Origin of the sequence: Microbacterium enclense (assembly GCF_004022425.1) — a bacterium.
GTDB classification, from domain to species: domain Bacteria; phylum Actinomycetota; class Actinomycetes; order Actinomycetales; family Microbacteriaceae; genus Microbacterium; species Microbacterium enclense_A.
The window spans coordinates 1-22,156 of record NZ_RBZY01000015.1 but is presented as its reverse complement, the minus strand read 5'-3'; the positions used below and the strand labels follow the sequence as shown (position 1 = coordinate 22,156).

The following is a 22,156-nucleotide window of genomic DNA, read 5'->3' as shown; positions in this document are numbered from 1 at the left end:
GTGCGTCACCGACCCCTGCAATGATGAGGGAATGATCGAACACGACGTACTCGACGCCGGTCTAGGCGATGCGGACGACGACGACTTCGACGAAGCGATCGAAGCCGCGGACGAGCAGCTGCCCGACAGCCGCTACCTCGACCGTGAGATCAGCTGGCTGGCCTTCAACCAGCGCGTGCTCGAGCTCGCCGAAGACCCGACGGTCCCGGTGCTGGAGCGGGCGAACTTCCTCGCGATCTTCGCCAGCAACCTCGATGAGTTCTTCATGGTGCGCGTCGCGGGACTGAAGCGCCGCATCGTCACGGGCCTGGCGGTGCCGACCAACGTCGGTCGCGCTCCGCAGGACGTGCTCGCCGACATCTCGGCCGAGGCGCATCGCCTGCAGCTGCGCCACGCCGCCGCGTGGACCGACCACGTGCGTCCGGCCCTCGCCGACGCGGGCATCGAGGTCGTGTCGTGGCAGTCGCTGGACGGCGACTCCTCCGCGCGCCTCACCGAGTACTTCCAACGCAACGTCTTCCCGGTGCTCATGCCGCTCGCCGTCGACCCGGCGCACCCGTTCCCGTATATCTCGGGCCTGTCGCTGAATCTCGCGATCCGCATCCGCAACGCCCGCACCGGTCGCCAGGAGTTCGCGCGCCTGAAGGTGCCGCCGATGCTCCCCCGCTTCGTCGAGGTGCCCGGAGACGGTCCCGGTGTGCGGTACCTGCCCCTCGAAGAACTCATCTCCAACCACCTCGGCGACCTCTTCCCCGGGATGGAGGTGCTCGACCACCACGCGTTCCGCCTCACCCGTAACGAGGACATGACGATCGAGGAGGACGAGACCGAGAACCTCATCCAGGCGCTCGAGGCCGAGCTGCTGCGACGCCGCTTCGGCCCCCCGATCCGTCTCGAGATCACCGAAGACATGGATGACGTGACGCGCGAGCTGCTGCTCAGCGAACTCGACATCACCGAGCAGGAGGTCTACCGCCTTCCGGGCGCGCTCGACCTGCGCGGCCTGTTCGACCTTTCGCGCATCGACCGTCCCGACCTGCACTACCCGCCGCACGTGCCCAAGACGGCCCTGGCGTTCCAGCCGGCCGAGCAGAACGGCCGCGCCGACCTGTTCGGCGCGATCCGCAAGGGCGACGTGCTCGTGCACCACCCGTACGAGTCGTTCGCCACGAGCGTGCAGGCCTTCCTCGAGCAGGCCGCCCGCGACCCGCACGTCCTCGCCATTAAGCAGACGCTGTACCGCACCTCGGGCGACAGCCCGATCGTGCAGGCGCTGATCGATGCGGCCGAGGCGGGCAAGCAGGTGCTCGCCCTCGTCGAGGTCAAGGCCCGTTTCGACGAGGCGAACAACATCGTGTGGGCGCGCAAGCTCGAAAAGGCCGGTGTCCACGTCGTCTACGGCCTCGTGGGCCTCAAGACCCACTGCAAGCTCGCGCTCGTCATCCGCGAGGAAGACGGTCGGCTCCGCCACTACAGTCACGTCGGCACCGGCAACTACAACCCCAAGACCAGCCGCATCTACGAAGACTTCGGTCTCTTCACGGTCGACGACCAGGTCGGTCGCGACCTCACGCGACTGTTCAACGAACTCAGCGGCTACGCGATCGAGAAGAAGTTCAAGCGGCTCCTCGTCGCCCCGCTCCACCTGCGCAAGGGGCTTCTCCGCCACATCGAGCGCGAGCGCGCCAACGCCCTCGAGGGCAAGCCCTCGGGTGTGCGCATCAAGGTCAACTCGATGGTCGACGAGCAGATCATCGACGCGCTCTACCGGGCGAGCCAGGCCGGCGTCCCGGTCGAGGTGTGGGTGCGCGGCATCTGCTCGATCAAGCCGGGCGTCGCTGGTGTGAGTGAGAACATCCGGGTGCGCTCGATCCTCGGTCGCTACCTCGAGCACTCGCGCATCTTCGCGTTCGTCAACGACGGTGACCCGCAGGTCTTCATCGGCAGCGCCGACATGATGCACCGCAACCTCGACCGTCGCGTCGAGGCGCTCGTGCGCGTGGTCGATCCGAAGCAGCTCGAGGAGCTCTCCGACCTGTTCGACCTCGCGATGGACGACGGTACGAGTTCGTGGCACCTGGGTCCCGACGGCGAATGGACGCGCCACAGCCTCGATGCCGACGGCCGACCGCTCATCGACCTGCAGGAGCACACGATGTCCCGCGTCCAGCGCAAGCGCCGCTCGCGGGCGGTCCGGTGACCGAAACCGCCGTCTACGCCGCCGGCGGCGTGGTGTGGCGGGTGGTCGAGGGCAAGTACCGCGTCCTCCTGATCCACCGCACCAAGTACCGCGACGTGACGCTTCCCAAGGGCAAGGTCGACCCGGGCGAGACGCTGGCCGAGACCGCCGTGCGCGAGATCCGGGAAGAGACCGGCATCCGGGTCGCGCTCGGCGTCCCCGTGGGCGTCTCGCGGTACCGGATGCCGAACTCGCGTACGAAGATCGTCCACTACTGGGCCGCGGAGGCCACGGATGCCGCCGTTCGGACGTCGACGTTCCTGCCCAACAAGGAGATCGCCGCGATCGAGTGGGTGGGGCTCAAGAAGGCGCGCAAGCACCTCAGTTACCCCGTCGACATCGAGATCCTCGACGAGTTCGTCCGCCTCGTCGACGAGCAGGCGCTCCCCACGTTCCCGATCATCGCACTGCGGCACGCGAAGGCACGGTCCCGTGAGGAGTGGGATGCCGACGATGCCGCGCGGCCGTTGAGCCCGCGCGGTCGGCGACAGGCGAACGCGATCGTCGGACCGCTGCTCGCGTTCGGGGTGCGACGGATCGTCTCGAGTCCGGCCGAGCGCTGCGTCCGCACCGTCGTGCCGCTGTCGTCGGCGCTCGCGCAGCGTGTGCAGGTCGCGGAGGCCATCAGCCAGGAGGCCTGGGAGAACGGGCGCAGCGATGCGCGGGCGGTCGTCGGCGAGCGCGTCCGCGCCCGCAAACCCGTGGTGCTGGCCAGTCACGGCCCGGTGCTCCCCGACATCATGCACGAGCTTGCGCTCGCCACCGGCACGATGCGGGGGTCGTATCTCGGCAGTTCGTCGGCGCTCGAGCCGGCAGCGTTCTCGGTGGCGCACATCCCCGTGGCGCACCCCGGGTCGGGGATCGTGGCGATCGAGACGCACGAGCCTCAGGTGTGACGCTCCCCGCGGGTATCGAGGTTCGGTGGCGGGGCGTGGACGACGGCGCCCGTCCACGCGAGGTCTCCCGCGCGCTCCTCGCCGAGATGCTGCCGGGGGCGTCCTTCCATGCCCGATGCGTCCGCTGCGGCGGAGAACACGGACGGCTCCGGGTCAGCGGAGCGGATGCCACCGTCTCGGTCTCGTATGTCGCGGGGTGGGCGTTCGCGGCCGCGGGGCCCGCCGCGATCGCCCTCGGCCTCGACGCCGCGCCCGACGTCGAGGCTTCCCTCGACCGCGTGCTACCCGGCGCCGATGCCCGCTCGTGGGCGCGCGTCGAGGCAGTCCTGAAGGCCGACGGGCGTGGTCTCACCGTCGATCCGATGCGTGTCGTGGTCGAGGACGCTCCGCCGGCGGGGGCGGACTGGGTCGCGCGCATCGACGACGACCGGCCCTTCACGGGGTGGGACGTGCCGGGACCGGCGGGTGTGGTCCTCGCCGTGGCCGCGCGCAGCCCGAGCTGAGACGGCACCAGCCCGGTCACCCGAGCGCGGGCAGCTCCACGCGGTCGATCCACTGCGACAGCAGGTTCTCGGCATCCACGCCGCCGGCCGACCGAACCGCGGCGCGGAAGTCATCGGTGGTGACGAGGGCATGGCGGTGCTCGGCCGTCCAGCCGCGCACGAGATCGAAGAACACGGCGTCGCCGACGCGGAGTCGGAGGGCGTGGAGCGCGAGCGCCCCGCGCTTGTAGACCCGGTCGTCGAACATGTCGTCGGGGCCGGGGTCGACGAGAAGAAGGTCGCGGGGTTTCGCGGCGAGCCGCGTGTAGTGTCCCCGCGCGCAGTCGTCGGCGGAGCGACCACCCGACGCCTCCGACCACAGCCACTCGCTGTAGCAGGCGAATCCCTCATTGAGCCAGATGTCGCTCCACCGGCCGATTCCGACGCTGTTGCCGAACCACTGGTGCGCGAGTTCGTGTGCGACGAGGCGCTGCGCCGCCGGAACGAGGTGATTCATGCCGAACACGGCGAGGCCCTGGGCCTCGAGCGGGATCTCGAGCTCGTCGGCGGTCACGACGAGCGCGCAGGCCTCCTGCGGGTACGGCCCGAAGAGCCCCGAGAACACCCGCAGCATCTCGGGGACGGGCGCGAAGGCCCGACCCGCCGCCGCGGCGAGGGCGGGCGGCGCGGTCACGGTGACCGGGGGGATGCCGGCGACACCGGACCCCGCCAGCGGACCCGTGCGGTACCGACCCACGTGGACGGCGGCGAGGTACGTGGCGGTCGGCACGGTCGACGTGAACGTCGTCGTGACGCGTCCCGCGCGGCGGGTGGCAGCGTTCGGCACGCCGGTCGCCGCGACCGTGTAGCCGTCGTCGACCGTGATCCGCATCGTCATCCGGGCACGGTCGTCCGGGCGGTCGTTGCACGGGAACCAGGTGGGGGCACCGGTCGGCTGCCCGGCCACCAGGGCGCCGTCGGTGAGTTCCTCCCAGCCGACCGCCCCCCAACGCGAACGCCGCGGGCCGGGGGCACCGGCGTAAGCGACCTCGACCTCGAACGCCTGCCCCGCGACGATCGGCCGGGGGGAGGTGACCCGGAGCTTTCCCGCCGCGGCCGAGAAGCGCGCGGGCGCTCCATTCACGCGCACACGGCCGGCCCGGAGACCGACGAGATCGAGGGAGATCGTGGTCAGGTCGCCGACGGCGGCAGCGGCGATGACCGCGGTTCCCTGAAGGCGGTTCGTGCGGACGCGGTAGTCCAGCGTGAGGTCGTACGAAGCCACGTCGTAGCCGGCGTCGCCGCTCTGCGGAGCGTACGGATCGACGCCGCTCACGTGGTCGACTGGTAGGCGCGCACCTTGACCGCGCGCCAGGGGCCGATGGGGTTGCCGCTCCAGCGCGAACCGACCGGGACGGTCTCTCCGCGCATCACGAGCGAGGCGGGACCGACGGTCGCGTGCGCTCCCAGGGTCGATGCGGGGAGCACCACGCTGTGCGGCCCGAGGGTCGCACCGGGCTCGAGTTCGACGGTGTCCATACTCATGATTCGATCATGGAAGAGGTGGGTCTGGACGACGCACCCGCGGTTGACCGTCGACGCGTCGCCGAGCGTGACCAGATCCGGCTCCGGCAACCAGTAGCTCTCACACCACACGCCCCGGCCGATTCGCGCGCCGAGGCTCCGCAGCCAGATGGCGAGGGCGGGGGTTCCGGCGGCCGCGCGGGCGAACCACGGGGCCGCGACCATCTCGGTGAAGGTGTCGGACACCTCCGTCCGCCACACGAAGCTCGACCACAGCGGCTGCTCCCCCGCGCGGATCACGCCGACGATCGCCCACTTCGCGAGCGTCGACACCGTGGCGGCGACGGCGCCGGCCGCCAGAAGCACGAGGCCCGACAGCAGCAGGGTCCAGACCGGTCCGACCGTCTGCCAGAGTCCGGCCAGGACGAACAGGACACCGAGTCCGATCCCGCACGTCACGACGACGGGGACGAACCGGCCCAGCTCCCACAGCGTCCGCGCGAAGCGCAGGGCGGGGGTCGGACGGTACGTGCGCGATTCGTCGCCCTCGGCCGACAGCCGGCGCAGGCGCACCGCCGGCGAGCCGAGCCACGAGGAGCCGGGTTTGGCCTTGAGCGGTGCGGCCGACAGTACGGCGACCAGGCCGTCGCGCGGGACACGGTGCCCGGGCGCGGCCATGCCCGAGTTGCCGAGGAACGCCCGCTTGCCGATGCGCACCGACCCGACGCGCAGCCACCCGGCGCGCAGCTCGTACGACGCGACCATCGTGTCGTCCGCGAGGAACGCCCCGTCCTCGATCCGCGTCATCGTCGGTAGGAGAAGGACGGTGGATGCCTCGACGTCTCGGCCCACGCGCGCGCCGAGCATCCGCAGCCAGACGGGGGTGAACAGGCTCGAGTACAGCGGGAAGAGGATCGTCCGCGCGGAGTCCAGCAGACGTTCGATCGTCCACGCCTGCCAGGCGACGCGGCTGCGCACGGGGAACGTCCCCTCCGTCAACCCGATCGAGAACAGACGCACGAGAAGCACCACGGATGCCGCGAACACCAGGCCCGTGACCGCGACGGCGGGCACCAACCACACGAACGCCGCGCCCGCTGCGGCGGCGAGCGACTCGGCATCCCGCATCCCCTGCGCGACGACGAGGCCCCCGACGGCGAAGGACAGCAGCGGAAGGACGGCGAGGAGAACGGCCGACGCGGCGTACGCCCACAGCCAGCGTGTGGGGGCCGTGGGTCGTCCGGCCGGCCACCCCTTCGCCGTGCCGCCGACGCGGACGGCCGGCGAGCCCGCCCACGACTGGTCGGCCTTGACCCGACCGAACACCGCGGAACCGGGCGCGATCTCGGCGCGACGCCCGATGCGCGTCCCCGGGGCGAGGGTGGAGCGCGCGCCGACCGTGGCCTCGGCGCCGATGCGCACCTCGCCGATGCGGACGAGGTCTCCGTCGATCCAGTAGCCGGTGAGGTCGACCTCGGGTTCGATCGAGGCCCCGTCGCCGACGACGAGCATCCCGGTCACCGGGGGCAGGGCGTGCAGGTCGACATTGCTGCCGATGCGGGAGCCGAGGGCGCGGGCGTAGTACGACACCCACGGGGCCCCGGCGAGTCCTACGGCGTCGACCTGAGCGGCGATCTGCTCGGCGAGCCAGAGCCGTACGTGCACCCCGCCGCCGCGGGGATAGTCGCCGGGCCGCACGCCGGCGAGCAGGAGGCGGGCGGACACGACCGCGATCGCCATCCGTCCGAAGGGCGTGGCGAACAGCAGCAGGCCGACCACGAGAACCGGCCAGGGCACGGAGGGGAGCACCTCGAAGCCCGGGGCGAGCTGCAGGATCGCCGACGCCGTGAGGAGATAGAGCAGCCAGCGCACGCCCGACAGGATGAACAGCGGTGCCCCGAGGAGCGTCTGGACCCACTGCGTCGCCCGCGGCGTCGGCGTGGGGCGGTGGAACTCCGCCGGCGCGTCGTCGGTGAGCTGCGGTCCCAGCGCCTTCGCCATCGCACCCAGTCGCGGCACGTCGTAGATGTCGGCGACCGAGAACTCGGGCACGCGTGCACGGATCCGCGAGACCAGCTGCGCCGCCGAGAGCGAGCCGCCTCCGAGGTCGAAGAAGTCGGCCTTGCGGTCGGTGACCGGAAGGCCCAGCACGGCCTGCCACTGCTCGGCGAGCCAGGCCTCGTCGGGGGAGAAGTCGGTCGCGGCGGGGGCGTCCACGCCGGGGAGAGGCCACGGCAGAGCCGCGCGGTCGACCTTGCCGGACGTGCGCACGGGGAGTTCCTCGACGACGCCCAGGAGCGGGATCGTCGCGGCGGGCAGGCGCTCGGCGAGGGCCGCGCGCGCGGCGGCGCGGTCGAGCTCGACGCCCACCTCCAACACGAGGTACCCGACGAGCACGGGCACCCCGGCCTCGGTCGTGCGGACGGCGACCGTCGCCGCGTGCACCTGGGGCAGATCCTGCAGCGCCGATTCCACCTCGCCGAGCTCGATGCGGCGGCCGCCCACCTTCACCTGATCGTCCGCCCGCCCCTGGAAGACCAGGCCCTCGCTCTCGAAGCGAACCAGGTCGCCGGAGCGGTAGGCACGCCCCCACCCGAGGGTCGGCATCGGCGCGTACTTCTCGGCATCCTTGGCGGGATCCAGGTACCGGGCCAGGCCCACGCCCCCGATGATCAGCTCGCCGACCTCGCCCTCGGCGACCGGCTGCCCCTCCGCGTCGACGACGGCCAGGGCCCAGCCGTCGAGCGGGAGTCCGATGCGCACGGGCGGCGTTCCGTCCAGGAGCGCGGCGCACGCGACCACGGTCGCTTCGGTGGGTCCGTAGGTGTTCCACACCTCGCGCCCCTCGGCGACGAGTCGCGCGGAAAGCTCGGGCGGGCAGGCCTCCCCGCCGAAGATCAGCAGGCGGACGTTCTCGATCGAGTCCGCCGGCCACATCGCCGCGAGCGTCGGCACCGTGGACACGACCGAGATGCCCTGACGCAGCAGCCAGGGCGCGAGGTCTTCGCCGGAGCGCACGAGCGACCGCGGAGCGGGGACGAGACATGCGCCGTGCCCCCACGCGAGCCACATCTCCTCGCACGACGCATCGAAGGCGACCGAGAGTCCGGCGAGCACCCGGTCGCCGGGTCCGAGCGGGTCGCGCTGCAGGAACAGTCGCGCCTCCGCCTCGACGAAGGCCGCCGCCGACCGGTGCGTGACGGCGACGCCCTTCGGCACCCCCGTCGACCCCGAGGTGAAGATGATCCACGCGTCGTCGTCGACGCCCGGGGGCGCCACGATCGGCACGGCGCTCGTGCTCGGGTGCGGCGCATCGCCGTCGTAGAGACGTACGAGCCCCTCCCCCGCCACGAACTCGCCCTCGCCCGCGATGACCCCTCTCACCCCGGCTTCGCCGAACACGAGTCGTGCACGCTCGTCGGGGTCGTCGGCATCCACGGGCACGTAGGCGGCCCCGGCCGCCATCACGGCGAGGATCGAAACGTACAGCTCCTTCGACCCCGACGGCATGCGCACGCCGACCCGGTCGCCGCGACGCACCCCCGCCTCGCGCAGCGCGGCCGCGGTCCGCCAGACCCGGGCGAGCAGTTCGCGGTAGCTCAGCGCACCCGACCCGTCGTCGATCGCGGAGGCCTCGGGATGCTGGGATGCCACCTCTGAAAGGATGTCGATCAGCGTGCGCGCGGGCGCGGCCGCGTTCGTGCGGTCGAGGAGGTCCTGGCCGGGAAACGCGGGGATCGTCACGGGGATGAAGCGTACACAGGCCAGGAAAACACCCCGGAACGGCCGCCTCGGTTTACCTTCCGTTCACCCCTGGAATGCCCTTTGGTAAAGGAGGCTGTCTAGCGTCGGTCCGGGCCCCGCACAGGGCCTGCACACAGCTCCCGATACCCCGAAGGACTTTCATCGTGAAGATCACTCGCTTCGCTCAGCTCGGCGCCATCTCGGCCGTCGCGGCTCTCGCTCTCGCCGGCTGCGCCGCGAACGAAGGCGGCAACACCGGTGGCGGAACCGACGGCGGATCGTCCTCGCTCTCCGGCGAGGTCGCCAGCGGCGGCGCGTCGTCGCAGGAGGTCGCGGTTCAGGCGTGGACCGCTGGATTCCAGACCGCCAACCCCGACGTCACCATCACGTACGAGCCCTCCGGCTCGGGCGCCGGCCGTGAGTCGTTCCAGGCGGGCGCCTTCCCGTTCATCGGCTCGGACCGCGCGTTCAACGACGAGGAGATCGCCGCGGGCGGCTTCGGCGCCTGCGCCGACGGCTCGGGCATCATCGAGCTCCCCACCTACATCTCGCCGATCGCCGTGATCTTCAAGCTCGACGGCGTCGACTCGATCAACCTGGACGCCGCGACGGTCGCGGGCATGTTCGCCGGCACCATCACCACGTGGAACGACCCGGCGATCGCCGCCACCAACCCGGGCGTCACGCTGCCCGACACGGCCGTCACCCCGGTCCACCGCCAGGACGACTCGGGCACCACCGAGAACTTCACCGACTACCTCTACCAGGCGGCCCCCTCCGTCTGGACCTCGGAGCCCGACGGCGAATGGCCGCTGACCTCGGGTGAGGCCGCGAACGGCACCTCGGGCGTCGTCTCGGCCGTGGCCGGCGCGAACGGCACCATCGGCTACGCCGACGCCTCGCGCGCCGCGCAGGAGGGCCTCTCGACGGCCGCGATCAAGGTCGGCGAAGAGTTCGTCCCCTACTCCCCCGAGGCTGCCGCCGCCATCGTCGACGCGTCGCCGTTCGTCGAGGGCCGCTCCGAGGGCGACCTCGCGATCGAGCTCGAGCGCACCTCGACCGACGCGGGCGTGTACCCCATCGTCCTCGTCAGCTACATGATCGCGTGCGAGGAGTACGCCGACGCATCGGCCGCCCCGATCGTGAAGTCCTTCCTCGAGTACGTCGCGAGCGAAGAGGGCCAGCAGGCCGCTGCGGACGCGGCCGGTAACGCCCCGATCAGCGACACCCTGCGCGAGCGCGTCAACGCCGCGATCGACCTGATCGTCGCCGAGTAAGAACCCCTAACCGACACCCGGCCCGATACTCTCCGTATCGGGCCGGGTTCGGCCCGTTTCGACCGAGACAGGAAGCCATGACGTCCACTACGGCTCCGGCACCCGATAAGCCGAAGCAACGCCCCGGAGATCGCGTCTTCTCCGGTACCGCACTGTTCGCAGGGTCGATGATCCTCGTCACGCTGGCCGCGGTGACGATCTTCCTCGTCGTCCAGTCGCTCCCCGGCTTCACCGCGACGAGCGAGAACGCCTCCATCCTCCAGTCGAACTTCTGGGCCTATGTCGGTCCCCTCGCGTTCGGAACGATCTGGGCGTCGATCCTCGCTCTGATCATGGCCGTCCCGCTCTCGGTGTGCGTGGCACTCTTCATCTCTCACTACGCACCGCGCCGGCTGGCCCAGGGCCTGGGCTACCTCGTCGACCTGCTCGCCGCGGTTCCGTCCGTCGTCTTCGGCCTCTGGGGCATCCTGGTCCTCGCCCCCGCCATCCAGCCCGTGTACGCGTGGCTGAACACCAACGCCGGGTGGTTCCCCCTGTTCTCCGGCACCGTCTCGGCGACCGGGCGCACGATCCTCACCGCCGCCGTGGTCCTCGCGGTCATGATCACCCCGATCATCACCGCCATCTGCCGCGAGATCTTCCTCCAGACCCCGGTCCTCCACGAGGAGGCGGCCCTCGCCCTCGGCGCGACGCGCTGGGAGATGATCCGCATGGCCGTCTTCCCGTTCGGCCGCAGCGGCATCGTTTCGGCGTCCATGCTCGGCCTCGGTCGCGCGCTCGGCGAGACCATGGCCGTCGCCCTCGTCCTCTCGGCATCCGGCGTCATCAGCCTCCAGCTGTTCACGTCCGAGAACCCCAGCACCATTCCCGCGAACATCGCGCTGACGTTCCCCGAGGCCTACGGCTTCAACGTCAACGTCCTCATCGCCACCGGCCTCGTGCTGTTCATCGTGACCTTCGCCGTCAACGCGCTCGCTCGCTACATCGTGAGCCGGCGCAAGGAATTCTCGGGAGCGAACTGACATGACCTCGACCAGCACCGCTCCTCGCACTCCCGCCACGGCGACGCCCGTGGCGAAGGTCGACGGCCTTCGCGGCGGTCACCTGCCCTCCTGGTCCCCGTGGGCCGTCCTCGGCGGTGCCGCCGCCCTCAGCGCCGCACTCTTCGGCATCGTCGCCCTCGGGGGCGGCGGTGCGTTCAACATCGCCGGATGGGCCGTCGTCACGGCGATCATCTACCTGATCATGATCACGGTGCTGTCGACGATCATCGAGGGCCGCCGCAAGGGCGTCGATCGCCTGGTCACCGGCATCGTCGTGACCGCGTTCGCCATCGCGATGGTGCCGCTCGTGTCGGTGGCCGTCACGGTGGTCACCAACGGGATCAACGGCATCACCCCCGAGTTCTTCACCTCCTCCATGCGCAACGTCGTCGGAGAGGGCGGTGGGGCGCTTCACGCCATCGTCGGAACGCTGATGATCACGCTGGCCGCCGCGGTCATCTCGATCCCGATCGGCATCTTCACCGCGATCTACCTGATCGAGTACGGAGCCGGGAACCGCATGGCCCGCGCCATCACGTTCCTCGTCGACGTCATGACCGGCATCCCGTCCATCGTCGCGGGTCTGTTCGCCTACGCGCTGTTCGCCCTCATCTTCGGCCCCGGCATCCGCATGGGCATCATGGGCGCGATCGCCCTGTCCGTGCTGATGATCCCGGTCGTCGTGCGCTCCACCGAAGAGATGCTCCGCCTCGTGCCCAACGAGCTGCGCGAGGCCTCCTACGCGCTCGGCGTGCCGAAGTGGCTCACGATCAGCAAGGTCGTTCTGCCGACGGCCGTCGCCGGCATCACGACGGGTGTCATGCTCTCGATCTCGCGCGTCATCGGCGAGACCGCGCCGCTCCTGCTCACGGCGGGCGTGGCGACGTCGGTGAACTACGACCTCTTCAACGGTCGCATGAGCACGCTGCCGGTCTTCGCCTACTCGCAGTACATGAACCAGGGCATCCCGGCATCCGCGTTCATCGATCGCGCGTGGGGTGCCGCGCTCGTTCTGATCGTCATCGTCATGGTGCTCAACCTCGTCGCGCGCCTCGTGGCGAAGGTCTTCTCCCCCAAGCTCGGCCGCTGAGCCCCTTTCCATCCCGAACAAACCCGAGGAATCGTGTCCAAGAGCATCGAAGTCAACGACCTGAACGTCTACTACGGCGACTTCCTGGCCGTCGAAGGGGTCTCCCTCGACATCGAGCCCCGAAGCGTCACCGCTTTCATCGGGCCGTCCGGCTGCGGAAAGTCGACCTTCCTCCGCACGCTGAACCGCATGCACGAGGTCATCCCCGGCGCGCGCGTCGAGGGCAGCGTGCTGCTCGACGGTGACGACCTCTACGGCTCGGGTGTCGACCCCGTGCTCGTGCGTCGTCAGGTGGGCATGGTCTTCCAGCGCCCGAACCCGTTCCCCACGATGTCCATTCGTGAGAACGTGCTGGCCGGTGTGAAACTGAACAACCGCCGCATCAGCAAGTCCGACGCGGACGCCCTCGTCGAGAAGTCGCTCCAGGGGGCGAACCTCTGGAACGAGGTCAAGGACCGCCTCGACAAGCCCGGCTCGGGCCTCTCCGGCGGCCAGCAGCAGCGTCTGTGCATCGCTCGCGCCATCGCGGTCTCGCCCGACGTCATCCTGATGGACGAGCCTTGCTCGGCCCTCGACCCGATCTCGACGTACGCCATCGAAGAGCTGATCGGCGAGCTGAAGAGCGAGTACACGGTCGTCATCGTGACGCACAACATGCAGCAGGCCTCGCGCGTGAGCGACAAGACGGCGTTCTTCAACATCGCCGGCACCGGCAAGCCGGGCAAGCTCATCGAGTACAACGACACCGCGACGATCTTTACGGCGCCCACCGTTCAGGCGACGGAGGACTACGTCTCGGGACGCTTCGGGTAAGCCCCACTCCCCCACGACGGCCCCGCTTCGGCGGGGCCGTCGTCGTTCGAGGGGTCAGTCCCGCGGGGACAGCAGGTAGGCGTTGATCTCGTCGGTCAGCGTGCGATCGACGGCACGTTCGCGACCGTCGACGGCCGAGATCGGCGCGGCCAGTCGCACGCTCGACAGAATCCACGCGGCGTCCGCGCGTACCAGGTCTTCCGCGGGCACCGTCGCGTAGTCCGTTCCGAAGCCCCGACGCTCGAGGAAGGCGAACAGGCTCCGCTGCGTCGTCCCGTGCAGGATCCCCGCGCTCGGCGTGGGCGTGACGAACCTGTCGTCGAGCCGCAGAACGATGGATGCCGTGGGCGCCTCCAGCACGAACCCGTCGCTGGTGACGAACACGGCGTCGTCGGCGCCGCGACGCTTCGCCTCGCGGATAGCGGCCATGTTGACGGCGTACGACAGCGTCTTGGCGCCCAGGAGGAGCCACGGGGCGCGCTCGGGAACGTCCGAGGCGTACCCGCGGTCGAGCGTGACGACGCGGACTCCCTCGGTGCGGGCACCGGCGCTGTCGGGGGCCTCGGCGAGCGTGATCCACGCCGTGGGAGCGGAACCGTGCTCGATGCCGCGACTGAGGATGAGTTTGATGGCACTCTCTCCCGGGCCTGCTTCGGCAGCAACCCGCTCGATCGCCGCACGCCACTGATCGAGGTGCGGCGCCGGAAGGTCGCACAGACGCGCGGAGTTCGCCAGACGGGCGAGATGCGGCTCGATCTCCTGCACGTGTCCGTCGACCACACCGAGCGACTCGAAGATGCCGTCCCCGCGTTGCGCGCTCAGGTCTCCCACCTGTACGGCCGGGGCGGCCGGATCGATGACAGTGAACGTGTCGGAGAACTCGTGTCGTCGGTCCTCGGATGCCACGGGGTCGACCACGAGAGCGAAGCGCAACATCATGGGATGAGCCTATGCCCCGCCACCGACACGCCCGGCCCGTGTCAACCTCCGGGCTCGAGGGAATGCTCCGGGGCCTCGCTTGTTACACTCCTATAGCCGGGCCGCAGTAACCCCGGGCTCCATCTTCTGCCGCTATGAGCGGCCTTGCGCCGAGAGGCGTTCTGCGGCCCGGCACTTTCTTTGCCCGCGGCGCATCTTCGCCCCGCGGCGCCCCGCTCCCTCCCGCGGCCGAGTGTTCACGACACGCCGCACGTCTCGCCCCCGAAGCGGCGTCCTCCGGACGCTCGACGCCGGGCGCGTGTCAGGTCAGAGCGTCGCGGCGCCACAGCGCGGCGGCCGCGGTGAGGTCGTCGGCGTACGTCGACAACCGCAGTGCGCGGGTGGTGAGCGCCGTCGCGCGCTCGGATTCGGTGATCTCGTAGTCGTCGGCGAGGTGGGTCGCCCCCGAGGCCTGAACACGGCAGAACGCCGCCGCACGGTCCAGCGCGACTGCGAAGTCACCCTCGAACAACCCGCGCAGGATCGTATCGATGAGGCGGACGAGCTCCTCGGGGCCGGCGGGCGCGGGGGCACCCACGACAACAGGATCGACCGTCGCCATCTCCACACGTCCGCGCTCGAACAGCATGGCCGCCGTCGCAGCGTCGTCGTGGATCATGAGCTGCAACAGGTAGAGCCGCCACAGCGCACCGGGGAGGGACCGCGCGGGCGAGCGCGACCAGAGCTCGGCGATGTCGTCGATCCCATGATCGTCGGTGAACGCCACGAGACGTTCGACGACATCGACCGTCGGGTCGGCGCGCACTCGAGACAACAGCGCCTGGGCTGTACTGTGCGCGACGCGCGACACCTCGGCCGGATCGTCCGCGGCGAAGAGGCGGTCGAACAGCTCAGCGGGACGCCGTACGGGCTTGTGGAATTCGCGAGGGGAATCGCTCATCGTTCCAGGCTAGAGCGTGTGCTCCCGAGCCCGGGCCGGGGTGGTCGGCCGTTCAGGCGGTGGCCACCGCGACGACCGGGGCCGAGCTCGGCGTGCCGTCGGGCGAGCCCCCCGCGGGTTCGACCGTCACCGCGATGACGTCGCCCGAATGGAACTCTCCCTCGAGCACCGCGGTCGCTCGACCGCTGGCATCCGTCGAGAAGATTCCGGCGGCGATCGGGGTCTCGTCGCGGACGAACCACAGCTCGTACGTCTGCTCGTTCGAGAGGGCGGGCATGCCGTCGGTGACGAGCACGCTCTGCCCGGTGGAGGCCGACCAGTGGGCGGTCACCACGGCACCGTCGGGCATCGTCGCGGTCGCGGACTGCGCGTCCGGCGCGGAGGTCACCTGCTCCAGCGCGACGATCGACGCGGGGCGCGTGAGCTGCTGACCGATGGTGACCGCGCCGAAACCGAGCACCAGCACGGCGACGAGCGAGGCGGCCAACGTGAACCAGCGGCGCATGCCCCAGCCGGATCCCTCCCACGATGGCGCGGAAACGATCTCGGCCTCGGGCTCGATCGGGGCGGGACCGGCCGCGGCGTAGTCTTCGGCGTCGACGGGGTCACCCTCGGGCACAGCGGAGCCGGCCTGGGGCAGATCGGTGATACGTGCGAGGAGCGAAGCGCGGATGGATGCCGGCGGCTCCACGGGCACGACGGTTTCGCTGATCGCGGCGACGGCGTCAGCGGCATCCCGCGCGTGGGAGGACCAGTGCGGGTTGCCCGCCAAAGCCTCCTGGTACGCGCGTTCGTCTGCTTCGGGAAGCGCGTTCAGCGCGTGACCGGCAGCGAGGTCGGCGAAATCCCTCTCGTTCACTTGTCCACCCCCATCTCCATTCTCAGGCGCGACAGACCGTCACGCATCCTCGTTTTGACCGTACCGAGCGGCGCCCCGACGAGGGAAGCGATCTCACTCTGGCTGTACCCGCCGAAATAGGCGAGGGTGAGTGCTTCCTTCTGGGCGTCGGGAAGCGTCGCGAGTGCATCGACGACGCGGCGCCCTTCGATTTTGAGTTCTACTTTCTCAGAGACGTCATCGTGAGCGACGTCCATATCCCGGAATCCGACGCGGATGTCGCGATCGACGCTCGACTGCGACGACCGCACGCGGTCCACCGCTCGTCTGTGCGCGATCGTGAGAACCCACGATCTTCCTTGCCCTCTGTTCGGAGTGAAGCGCGCGGCGGATTGCCAGATCTCCAGGAACACCTCCTGCAGCACTTCTTCGCTCTGCGACCGGTCGACGAGCACCCGCAGGATGAGACCGAACGCGCGAGCAGACAGAGTGTCGTACAGCTCGGCGAAGGCGGTGCGATCACCGGTGGCGATCTTCTGCAGCAATTCTCCGACGTGGTCGACGTGGTCCGCCCCGTCACCGGGGAGAGAGATTCCGTCGATCACCATGAATCCCAGCATGCCGCACCGGGCGGATACTTCCCTTCCTCGTGCGCGCGTGGCGCGCATGAGGTACGCAACCGTGACCGTCGGAGCGTTCGGAGCAGGCCGCAGCGGCCGCTGCATGGCATCTGGAAAATATTCTTGGGAATATTTAGACGCTGCTGACCTGGGATTTGTCCACCTATCGCCGCTCCGCAGGGGTGATTTCGACACAAACTGCAATCCGAAGACGGAGGGGTCCCGAAGACCCTGTGTACGCCGCAACACGGCGAACCGCCCCCCGCACCGGGGTGTCCTAACGGGTCGCAGCCGCGGTCCGAACGATTTCGGAGGAATGTCATGCTCACCAAGAAGAAGCCTGTCGTCGCCGGTCTCGCCCTCGTCCTGGGTTCGGCCTTCGCTCTCACCGCATGTTCCGGCGGCACCACCGCCGGCGAGTCGACCGACGAGTCGATGGCTCCCTCGATGGAGGCCAGCCCCTCGGCCACCGCCGAGATGATGGACCCGGCCGCCAACCTCGTCGGCCCCGGCTGCGCGGACTACGCCGCCGCCGTTCCCTCGGGTGCTGGTTCGGTCGAGGGCATGTCGGCTGACCCGGTCGCCGTCGCCGCCTCGAACAACCCGCTGCTCACCACGCTGACCGCTGCCGTCAGCGGCCAGCTGAACCCCAACGTGGACCTCGTCGACACCCTCAACGGTGGCGAGTTCACGGTCTTCGCTCCGGTCGACGACGCGTTCGCCAAGATCGACCCCGCCACGATCGAGACGCTGAAGACCGACACCGACCTGCTCACCAAGATCCTCACGTACCACGTGGTCCCCGGTCAGCTGACCCCGGACGAGATCGAGGGCGCGCAGGCCACCGTCGAGGGCCAGGAAGTCACCGTCGCCGGCTCGGGTGACGCGATCACCGTCAACGACGCCAACGTCATCTGCGGTGGTGTCCAGACCGCCAACGCCACGGTGTACCTCATCGACACGGTGCTGATGCCCCCCATGTAAGTCCTCGGAGCGTGAGCATCACGCTTCCGACCGATCGATGACCGATCGGACCTGACGGCGAGCGCCGGACCCCAGGCGAGGGGGTCCGGCGCTCGCTCTTTTCGTGTGTCCGCACCTGCGCGAGCGGCCCTCTGCGGGCCGGTAGGGTGGATGCCACGGGCCTCTAGCTCAGTCGGTAGAGCATCGGACTTTTAATCCGCGGGTCGTGGGTTCGAGCCCCACGGGGCCCACCATGTTGCGCTTACTCGAAATCGTGGCGATCTTCATCCTCTTCCTCGGCGTCACCGCCGCCCTCAACCAGATCGAGGTCGCGACCTTCGTCACCACGCCGATCCTGATCGCCGTGCTCGCCATCATCGCCGGCGTCATCATCGTCGGGGCCGGCGGCGGACTCATCAAGCCCATGCAGCAGCGCTGGGAGGCGATGCTGACGAAGGCAGAGGACGAAGCGCCGAAGATCCAGCAGCAGGTTCAGGGCGCCCCGAGCGTCACGGACCAGGCGAAGCAGGCCGCGAGCCAGGTGCAGTCCGCCACCCGCACCCAGCAGCAGCGCCCCCACTGCCCCCGCGTCCCTAACCCCGAAACCACGGTGCCGACGCCACGTCCGGTGGCGTCGCACCGTCCCTACATCCAGGAGCTCCCCGTGTTCAAACTTCTTCGTTTTCTTCCTCTCGTTCTTCCGCTCGTCATGCGCTTCATTCGCTCGCGTCGCGGTGGCGGGACGACCACACGCCGACCGTAGACAGAACGGTCCCGGTGACGAGGTGCCCTCCGATCGACTGATCGGCCGGGATCGGCGGCCGCCACGGCGGAACGCCCGACCTCATTGGTCACCCGCAACACGGTGGTCGCAACACCTCATGTCCTGGGAGGTTGCGGCCACCCTGTCATTCAGGGAGAGTCTGCTGCGGTCGGGCGCCACGGGCTGCGCCCACCGGCGCCTCGCCGCCTCCTCCCCGCTCCCGCCGGGATACCCTGGAATCCGGCGCAGCCGCCCGTGCGGGCCCGCCCCACGTTATGAAGACCTTCTCGCTCTCCGTCCTGCGCCACGACGCACCGGTGCTCGTCGTCGGTAACGGCCGCATGGGTCGCGCCCTCACCGCCGCACTCTCCGACGCCGGCGTGCCCGTGCTCGGCCCCGCGAGCCGCGGCGAGAACGGCGCGGACGCCGGCATCGTCCTCCTGGCGGTGCCGGATGCCGCGATCGCCGACGCCGCACGAGCCATCGCGCCCGGTCGACTCGTCGGACACCTCTCGGGCGCGCTCGACCTGTCCGTGCTCGCGCCGCACGAGGCGTTCGGCATCCATCCGCTCATGACCGTCACGGGGGCCGGAGCGTCCTTCACGGGAGTGACCGCCGCGCTCGCCGCTACAACGCCCCGCGCGCACACCGCAGCCGAAGCGCTCGCGGACGTGCTCGAGATGACGGGGATCACGGTGCGCGACGAGGATCGCGCCGCGTACCACGCGGCCGCCTCGATCGCCGCGAACTTCCTCGTCACGCTCGAGGGCATGGCCGAGGACCTCGCCGCCACCGCTGGGCTCGAGCGCGACGCGCTGGTTCCGCTCGTCCGCGCGGCCGTCGAGAACTGGGCCGACCGCGGGGCGGCATCCGCCCTCACCGGTCCCGTGTCGCGCGGCGACGACGTCACCGTCGCTCGCCAGCGCGCCGCGATCGCCGAGCGACTCCCCGACCGCCTGGCGCTCTTCGACGCACTCGTCGACGCGACCCGCGACCTGGCCGTCGCGCAGCGCGCCGGAACGACGGCCGCCTCGTGACCCCCCGGATCGTCCGCACCGTCGCCGAGCTGCGCGCGGCCCTTGCCCTGCATAGGGCAGACGGCGTCGGGTTCGTCCCCACGATGGGAGATCTGCACGAGGGGCACCTGTCGCTGCTGCGCGCCGCCCGGAACGACAACGGCACCGTCGTGCTGTCGATCTTCGTGAACCCGACGCAGTTCGGCGAAGCCTCCGACCTCGACGCCTACCCGCGCACCGAAGCGGCCGACGTGGCTCTCGCCGCGGAGGCGGGCGTCGACGTGGTCTTCGCGCCGTCCGTCGCCGAGATGTACCCGGCCGGTTTCGCCACGACGGTGTCGGTGGGCGGGGCCATCACCGGCACGCTCGAGGGCGCGGAACGCGGGCGGTCCCACTTCGACGGCGTCGCCACGGTCGTCGCGAAACTCCTGCTCGCCGTCCAGCCCGACCGCGCCTACTTCGGCGCGAAGGACGCCCAGCAGGTCGTCGTCGTCCGCCGCATGGTGGCGGACCTCGGCATCCCGGTCGAGATCGTCACGCGGCCGACGTCCCGCGACGCGGATGGCCTCGCACGCTCCAGCCGCAACACGCGCCTCTCCCCCGACGACCGCGCGGTCGCGGCGGCGATTCCGCGAGCGCTCCGAGCGGCGCAGGATGCCTTCGCCGACGGCATCCGCGATCCTCATTCGCTCACGGACACGGTGCGTGTCGAGCTCAACGGCCTCGACCCCGAGTACGTCGAGATCGTGGATGCCGACAGCCTCGAGCCGATCGAGAAGATCGAGCACCCCGCGCTCCTCGCGCTCGCCGTGCGCGTCGGTCCGGTACGGCTCATCGACAACGTGGTGCTTGTCCAGGGCCAGGACGACCGCATCTCCCTCGGCCCGAACGGAAGCGATCACGCATGACGCGCTCGAAAGTCACCCTGCGCTCGCTGCGCGAACTCGCCGACGCCGGGACGCCGATCGTCATGGTCACCGCCTACGACTTCGCGTCTGGTCGGGTCGCCGAGCGTGCCGGCGTCGACATGGTGTTGGTGGGCGACTCCGGCGCCCAGGTCGTCCTGGGTCTCCCGGACACGACGTCGGTCACGCTCGACGAGATGCTGACGCTCGCCAAGGCGGTCCGACGCGCGGTGCAGACGCCCCTCGTCGTGTGCGACCTCCCGTTCGGCACGACCGAGCTGAGCGACGAGCAGGCCGTCGCGACCTCCGTGCGCTTCGTGCACGCAGCCGGTGCCGAGGCCGTCAAGCTCGAGGGCGCGAATCCCGCGCGGCTGTCGCGACTGCGGGCGATCGTCGAGGCCGGCATCCCCGTCGTCGGTCACGTCGGCCTCACACCGCAGACGGCCACGGCTCTCGGCGGACTCCGCGCGCAGGGCCGCACGTCCGACGACGCGATCCGGGTCGCACGGGATGCCCTCGCGGTTCAGGATGCCGGAGCGTTCGCGGTCGTCATCGAAGCCGTTCCCGCCGATGTGGTCGACGAGATCCGGCGGGCGCTGCGCATCCCGGTGATCGGGATCGGGGCGGGCCCGGCCGACGGGCAGGTGCTCGTGCAGCACGACCTGCTCGGGATCACGGAGGGACGCGCGCCGGTATTCGTGAAGCGGTACGCCGCCGTCGGCGACGCGATGGTGGAGGCTGTTGAGACGTACGCGCGGGAGGTGCGGGAGGGGGCGTTCCCGGCAGCGGAGCACGTGTACCCGGCGGCCGCGGAAGTCGCCGCGTCCGTGCGCGCGTTCGTCGACGGGCGGGGTCGCCGCGACGAGGACAGCACGGGCCTCTGAATCACGACGACCCCGAGCTCGGCGACTGCGCCATTTCGTCGGCGCTGTTCGGCGTCCACCCGTACCATCCGTCGTCCGTGGGGATGACCGACCACGTGCCGCAGGCGAAGACACGGGCGTGTCCGTAGACGTCCGGTGCGGTGTCGACGTTCACCGTCGGCGCTGACCGGCGGTCGACCTCGACGCACGTCTCGGGGTCGAGGAGGCTGGGGCTGTGCGCAATCAGCGCCGCGACCTCACCATCGGGCTTCTCCTTGGCGATGATCTCGGTGGCATCGGCGGGAAGCCACGGCACCTCGGTGTCCCATCGGTCGGCGACGTCGTTCGCGGTGGCGAATTCCGTCGTGATCTCCTGCGAGAAGGCTTCCTGGATGGCCGTGCATCCGGACAGCGTCAGGGTGAGGGCCCCGCCCGCGGCGACGGCGAGGGCGAGCAATGAGGTGCGGTGCGATGTCATGGATCGAGCGTCGTCGAGGACGCCGGCCCGATCGTCCGCCGAACGGATGATCCGTGTCCGTCGATGGAGGTACCTGTTCGACGGCGCGGGTGGATGTCATCCCTGAGATGTATGGCGATGCGACCGGGGGCCGATCCGGATCGGACGGCACATTCCTAGCGTTGGGGACATGCAGATTTCGCCTCACGACACCCGTGACATGGCCGCTCGAGTTCACGACCTCACCAAGATCTTCGGCGCCGGTGACTCGCGCGTGCACGCGCTGGACAATGTCTCCCTCGGCATCCGTCGCGGAGAATTCACCGCCATCATGGGACCTTCCGGGTCGGGCAAGTCCACTCTGATGCACATCATGGCCGGGCTCGACAACGCCACCTCGGGACGGGCATTCATCGGTGACACCGAGATCACGGGAATGAGCGATCTCGATCTGACCGTGCTGCGCCGCTCGCGCGTCGGATTCGTCTTCCAGTCGTTCAATCTCGTGCCGACCCTCGATGTCGCAGACAACATCGCCCTGCCCTTCGAGTTGGCCGGCCGCGCTCCGTCCGCGATCGCACGCCGCCGTATCGACACGCTGGTCGAGACCATGGGGCTGGGGAGCAGACTCCGCCACCGGCCGCACGAGTTGTCGGGGGGCCAGCAGCAGCGCGTGGCGATCGCGCGTGCGCTCGCGACGCAGCCCGATCTCGTCTTCGCCGACGAGCCGACCGGCAACCTCGA

Annotated in this window: 20 protein-coding genes and 1 tRNA gene; 14 read left to right on the top strand and 7 right to left on the bottom strand. The window is 70.1% G+C overall.

Annotated elements, in window-relative coordinates; genetic code table 11:
• Positions 1-31: 31 nt before the first annotated feature.
• From D8Y23_RS05600 to D8Y23_RS05590, 3 genes are read left to right on the top strand one after another with little or no spacing between them, the layout of a single operon-like run.
• Positions 32-2,200, top strand: coding sequence for an RNA degradosome polyphosphate kinase (locus D8Y23_RS05600; RefSeq protein WP_128217182.1), 2,169 nt, complete (start codon positions 32-34; stop codon positions 2,198-2,200).
• Positions 2,197-3,135: an NUDIX hydrolase gene (locus tag D8Y23_RS05595; RefSeq protein WP_128217181.1), complete on the top strand. Its 939-nt coding sequence runs from the start codon at positions 2,197-2,199 to the stop codon at positions 3,133-3,135. The genes D8Y23_RS05600 and D8Y23_RS05595 overlap by 4 nt, the downstream gene beginning before the upstream one ends.
• Positions 3,132-3,638, top strand: coding sequence for a 4'-phosphopantetheinyl transferase superfamily protein (locus D8Y23_RS05590; protein ID WP_205796872.1), 507 nt, complete (start codon positions 3,132-3,134; stop codon positions 3,636-3,638). Before D8Y23_RS05595 ends, D8Y23_RS05590 begins: the two co-directional genes overlap by 4 nt.
• Positions 3,639-3,654: 16 nt before the next feature.
• Here the strand turns inward: D8Y23_RS05590 and D8Y23_RS05585 are convergent, their stop codons facing one another.
• Positions 3,655-4,953, bottom strand: a complete 1,299-nt coding sequence (locus tag D8Y23_RS05585; protein ID WP_128217179.1) for a M1 family metallopeptidase — start codon at positions 4,951-4,953, stop codon at positions 3,655-3,657.
• Positions 4,950-8,885 carry a Pls/PosA family non-ribosomal peptide synthetase gene (locus D8Y23_RS05580; protein ID WP_428844467.1) on the bottom strand — a complete coding sequence of 1,312 codons (3,936 nt, stop codon included), beginning with the start codon at positions 8,883-8,885 and terminating at the stop codon, positions 4,950-4,952. Before D8Y23_RS05580 ends, D8Y23_RS05585 begins: the two co-directional genes overlap by 4 nt.
• 164 nt (positions 8,886-9,049) lie before the next feature.
• On the opposite strand from D8Y23_RS05580, the gene pstS reads away from it, so the two are divergent.
• The 4 genes from pstS to pstB all read left to right on the top strand — a co-directional run bounded on the left by pstS (position 9,050) and on the right by pstB (position 13,108).
• Complete coding sequence (gene pstS / locus D8Y23_RS05575; protein ID WP_128217178.1) at positions 9,050-10,162, top strand: phosphate ABC transporter substrate-binding protein PstS; 1,113 nt, start codon at positions 9,050-9,052, stop codon at positions 10,160-10,162.
• 77 nt (positions 10,163-10,239) lie between these two features.
• Positions 10,240-11,184 carry a phosphate ABC transporter permease subunit PstC gene (gene pstC / locus D8Y23_RS05570; protein WP_128217177.1) on the top strand — a complete coding sequence of 315 codons (945 nt, stop codon included), beginning with the start codon at positions 10,240-10,242 and terminating at the stop codon, positions 11,182-11,184.
• 1 nt (position 11,185) lies between these two features.
• Positions 11,186-12,295: a phosphate ABC transporter permease PstA gene (gene pstA, locus D8Y23_RS05565; protein ID WP_128217176.1), complete on the top strand. Its 1,110-nt coding sequence runs from the start codon at positions 11,186-11,188 to the stop codon at positions 12,293-12,295.
• Between the two features lie 33 nt (positions 12,296-12,328).
• On the top strand, positions 12,329-13,108 hold the full coding sequence (gene pstB / locus D8Y23_RS05560) for a phosphate ABC transporter ATP-binding protein PstB (protein ID WP_128217175.1): 780 nt from the start codon (positions 12,329-12,331) through the stop codon (positions 13,106-13,108).
• 54 nt (positions 13,109-13,162) lie between these two features.
• Here the strand turns inward: pstB and D8Y23_RS05555 are convergent, their stop codons facing one another.
• The 4 genes from D8Y23_RS05555 to sigK all read right to left on the bottom strand — a co-directional run bounded on the left by D8Y23_RS05555 (position 13,163) and on the right by sigK (position 16,445).
• Complete coding sequence (locus D8Y23_RS05555; protein WP_128217174.1) at positions 13,163-14,047, bottom strand: aminodeoxychorismate lyase; 885 nt, start codon at positions 14,045-14,047, stop codon at positions 13,163-13,165.
• A gap of 301 nt (positions 14,048-14,348) precedes the next feature.
• A complete protein-coding gene (locus tag D8Y23_RS05550; protein WP_128217173.1) occupies positions 14,349-14,987 on the bottom strand; it encodes a DNA-directed RNA polymerase subunit beta in 639 nt (212 codons plus the stop codon).
• Between the two features lie 52 nt (positions 14,988-15,039).
• A complete protein-coding gene (locus D8Y23_RS05545; RefSeq protein WP_128217172.1) occupies positions 15,040-15,846 on the bottom strand; it encodes an anti-sigma factor in 807 nt (268 codons plus the stop codon).
• Complete coding sequence (gene sigK, locus D8Y23_RS05540) at positions 15,843-16,445, bottom strand: ECF RNA polymerase sigma factor SigK (protein ID WP_205796878.1); 603 nt, start codon at positions 16,443-16,445, stop codon at positions 15,843-15,845. The genes D8Y23_RS05545 and sigK overlap by 4 nt, the downstream gene beginning before the upstream one ends.
• A gap of 321 nt (positions 16,446-16,766) precedes the next feature.
• On the opposite strand from sigK, the gene D8Y23_RS05535 reads away from it, so the two are divergent.
• The 6 genes from D8Y23_RS05535 (at position 16,767) to panB (ending at position 20,976) form a co-directional block, all read left to right on the top strand.
• Positions 16,767-17,429 carry a fasciclin domain-containing protein gene (locus D8Y23_RS05535; RefSeq protein WP_128217170.1) on the top strand — a complete coding sequence of 221 codons (663 nt, stop codon included), beginning with the start codon at positions 16,767-16,769 and terminating at the stop codon, positions 17,427-17,429.
• 157 nt (positions 17,430-17,586) lie between these two features.
• A tRNA-Lys gene (locus D8Y23_RS05530) sits at positions 17,587-17,662 on the top strand.
• A 20-nt stretch (positions 17,663-17,682) separates the two neighbouring features.
• On the top strand, positions 17,683-18,171 hold the full coding sequence (locus tag D8Y23_RS05525) for a hypothetical protein (RefSeq protein ID WP_128217169.1): 489 nt from the start codon (positions 17,683-17,685) through the stop codon (positions 18,169-18,171).
• Positions 18,172-18,446: 275 nt separating this feature from the next.
• Positions 18,447-19,208: a DUF2520 domain-containing protein gene (locus tag D8Y23_RS05520; RefSeq protein ID WP_128217168.1), complete on the top strand. Its 762-nt coding sequence runs from the start codon at positions 18,447-18,449 to the stop codon at positions 19,206-19,208.
• On the top strand, positions 19,205-20,095 hold the full coding sequence (gene panC, locus D8Y23_RS05515) for a pantoate--beta-alanine ligase (RefSeq protein WP_128217167.1): 891 nt from the start codon (positions 19,205-19,207) through the stop codon (positions 20,093-20,095). Before D8Y23_RS05520 ends, panC begins: the two co-directional genes overlap by 4 nt.
• Positions 20,092-20,976 carry a 3-methyl-2-oxobutanoate hydroxymethyltransferase gene (gene panB, locus D8Y23_RS05510; protein ID WP_128217166.1) on the top strand — a complete coding sequence of 295 codons (885 nt, stop codon included), beginning with the start codon at positions 20,092-20,094 and terminating at the stop codon, positions 20,974-20,976. The genes panC and panB overlap by 4 nt, the downstream gene beginning before the upstream one ends.
• A gap of 1 nt (position 20,977) precedes the next feature.
• Here the strand turns inward: panB and D8Y23_RS05505 are convergent, their stop codons facing one another.
• Entirely contained in the window at positions 20,978-21,433 is a 456-nt protein-coding gene (locus D8Y23_RS05505; protein ID WP_128217165.1) for a hypothetical protein, read from the bottom strand.
• 169 nt (positions 21,434-21,602) lie between these two features.
• Between D8Y23_RS05505 and D8Y23_RS05500 the strand changes: the two genes are divergently transcribed.
• Positions 21,603-22,156: ABC transporter ATP-binding protein (locus tag D8Y23_RS05500; RefSeq protein WP_164878150.1), on the top strand; the 554-nt coding region annotated here is incomplete at its 3' end.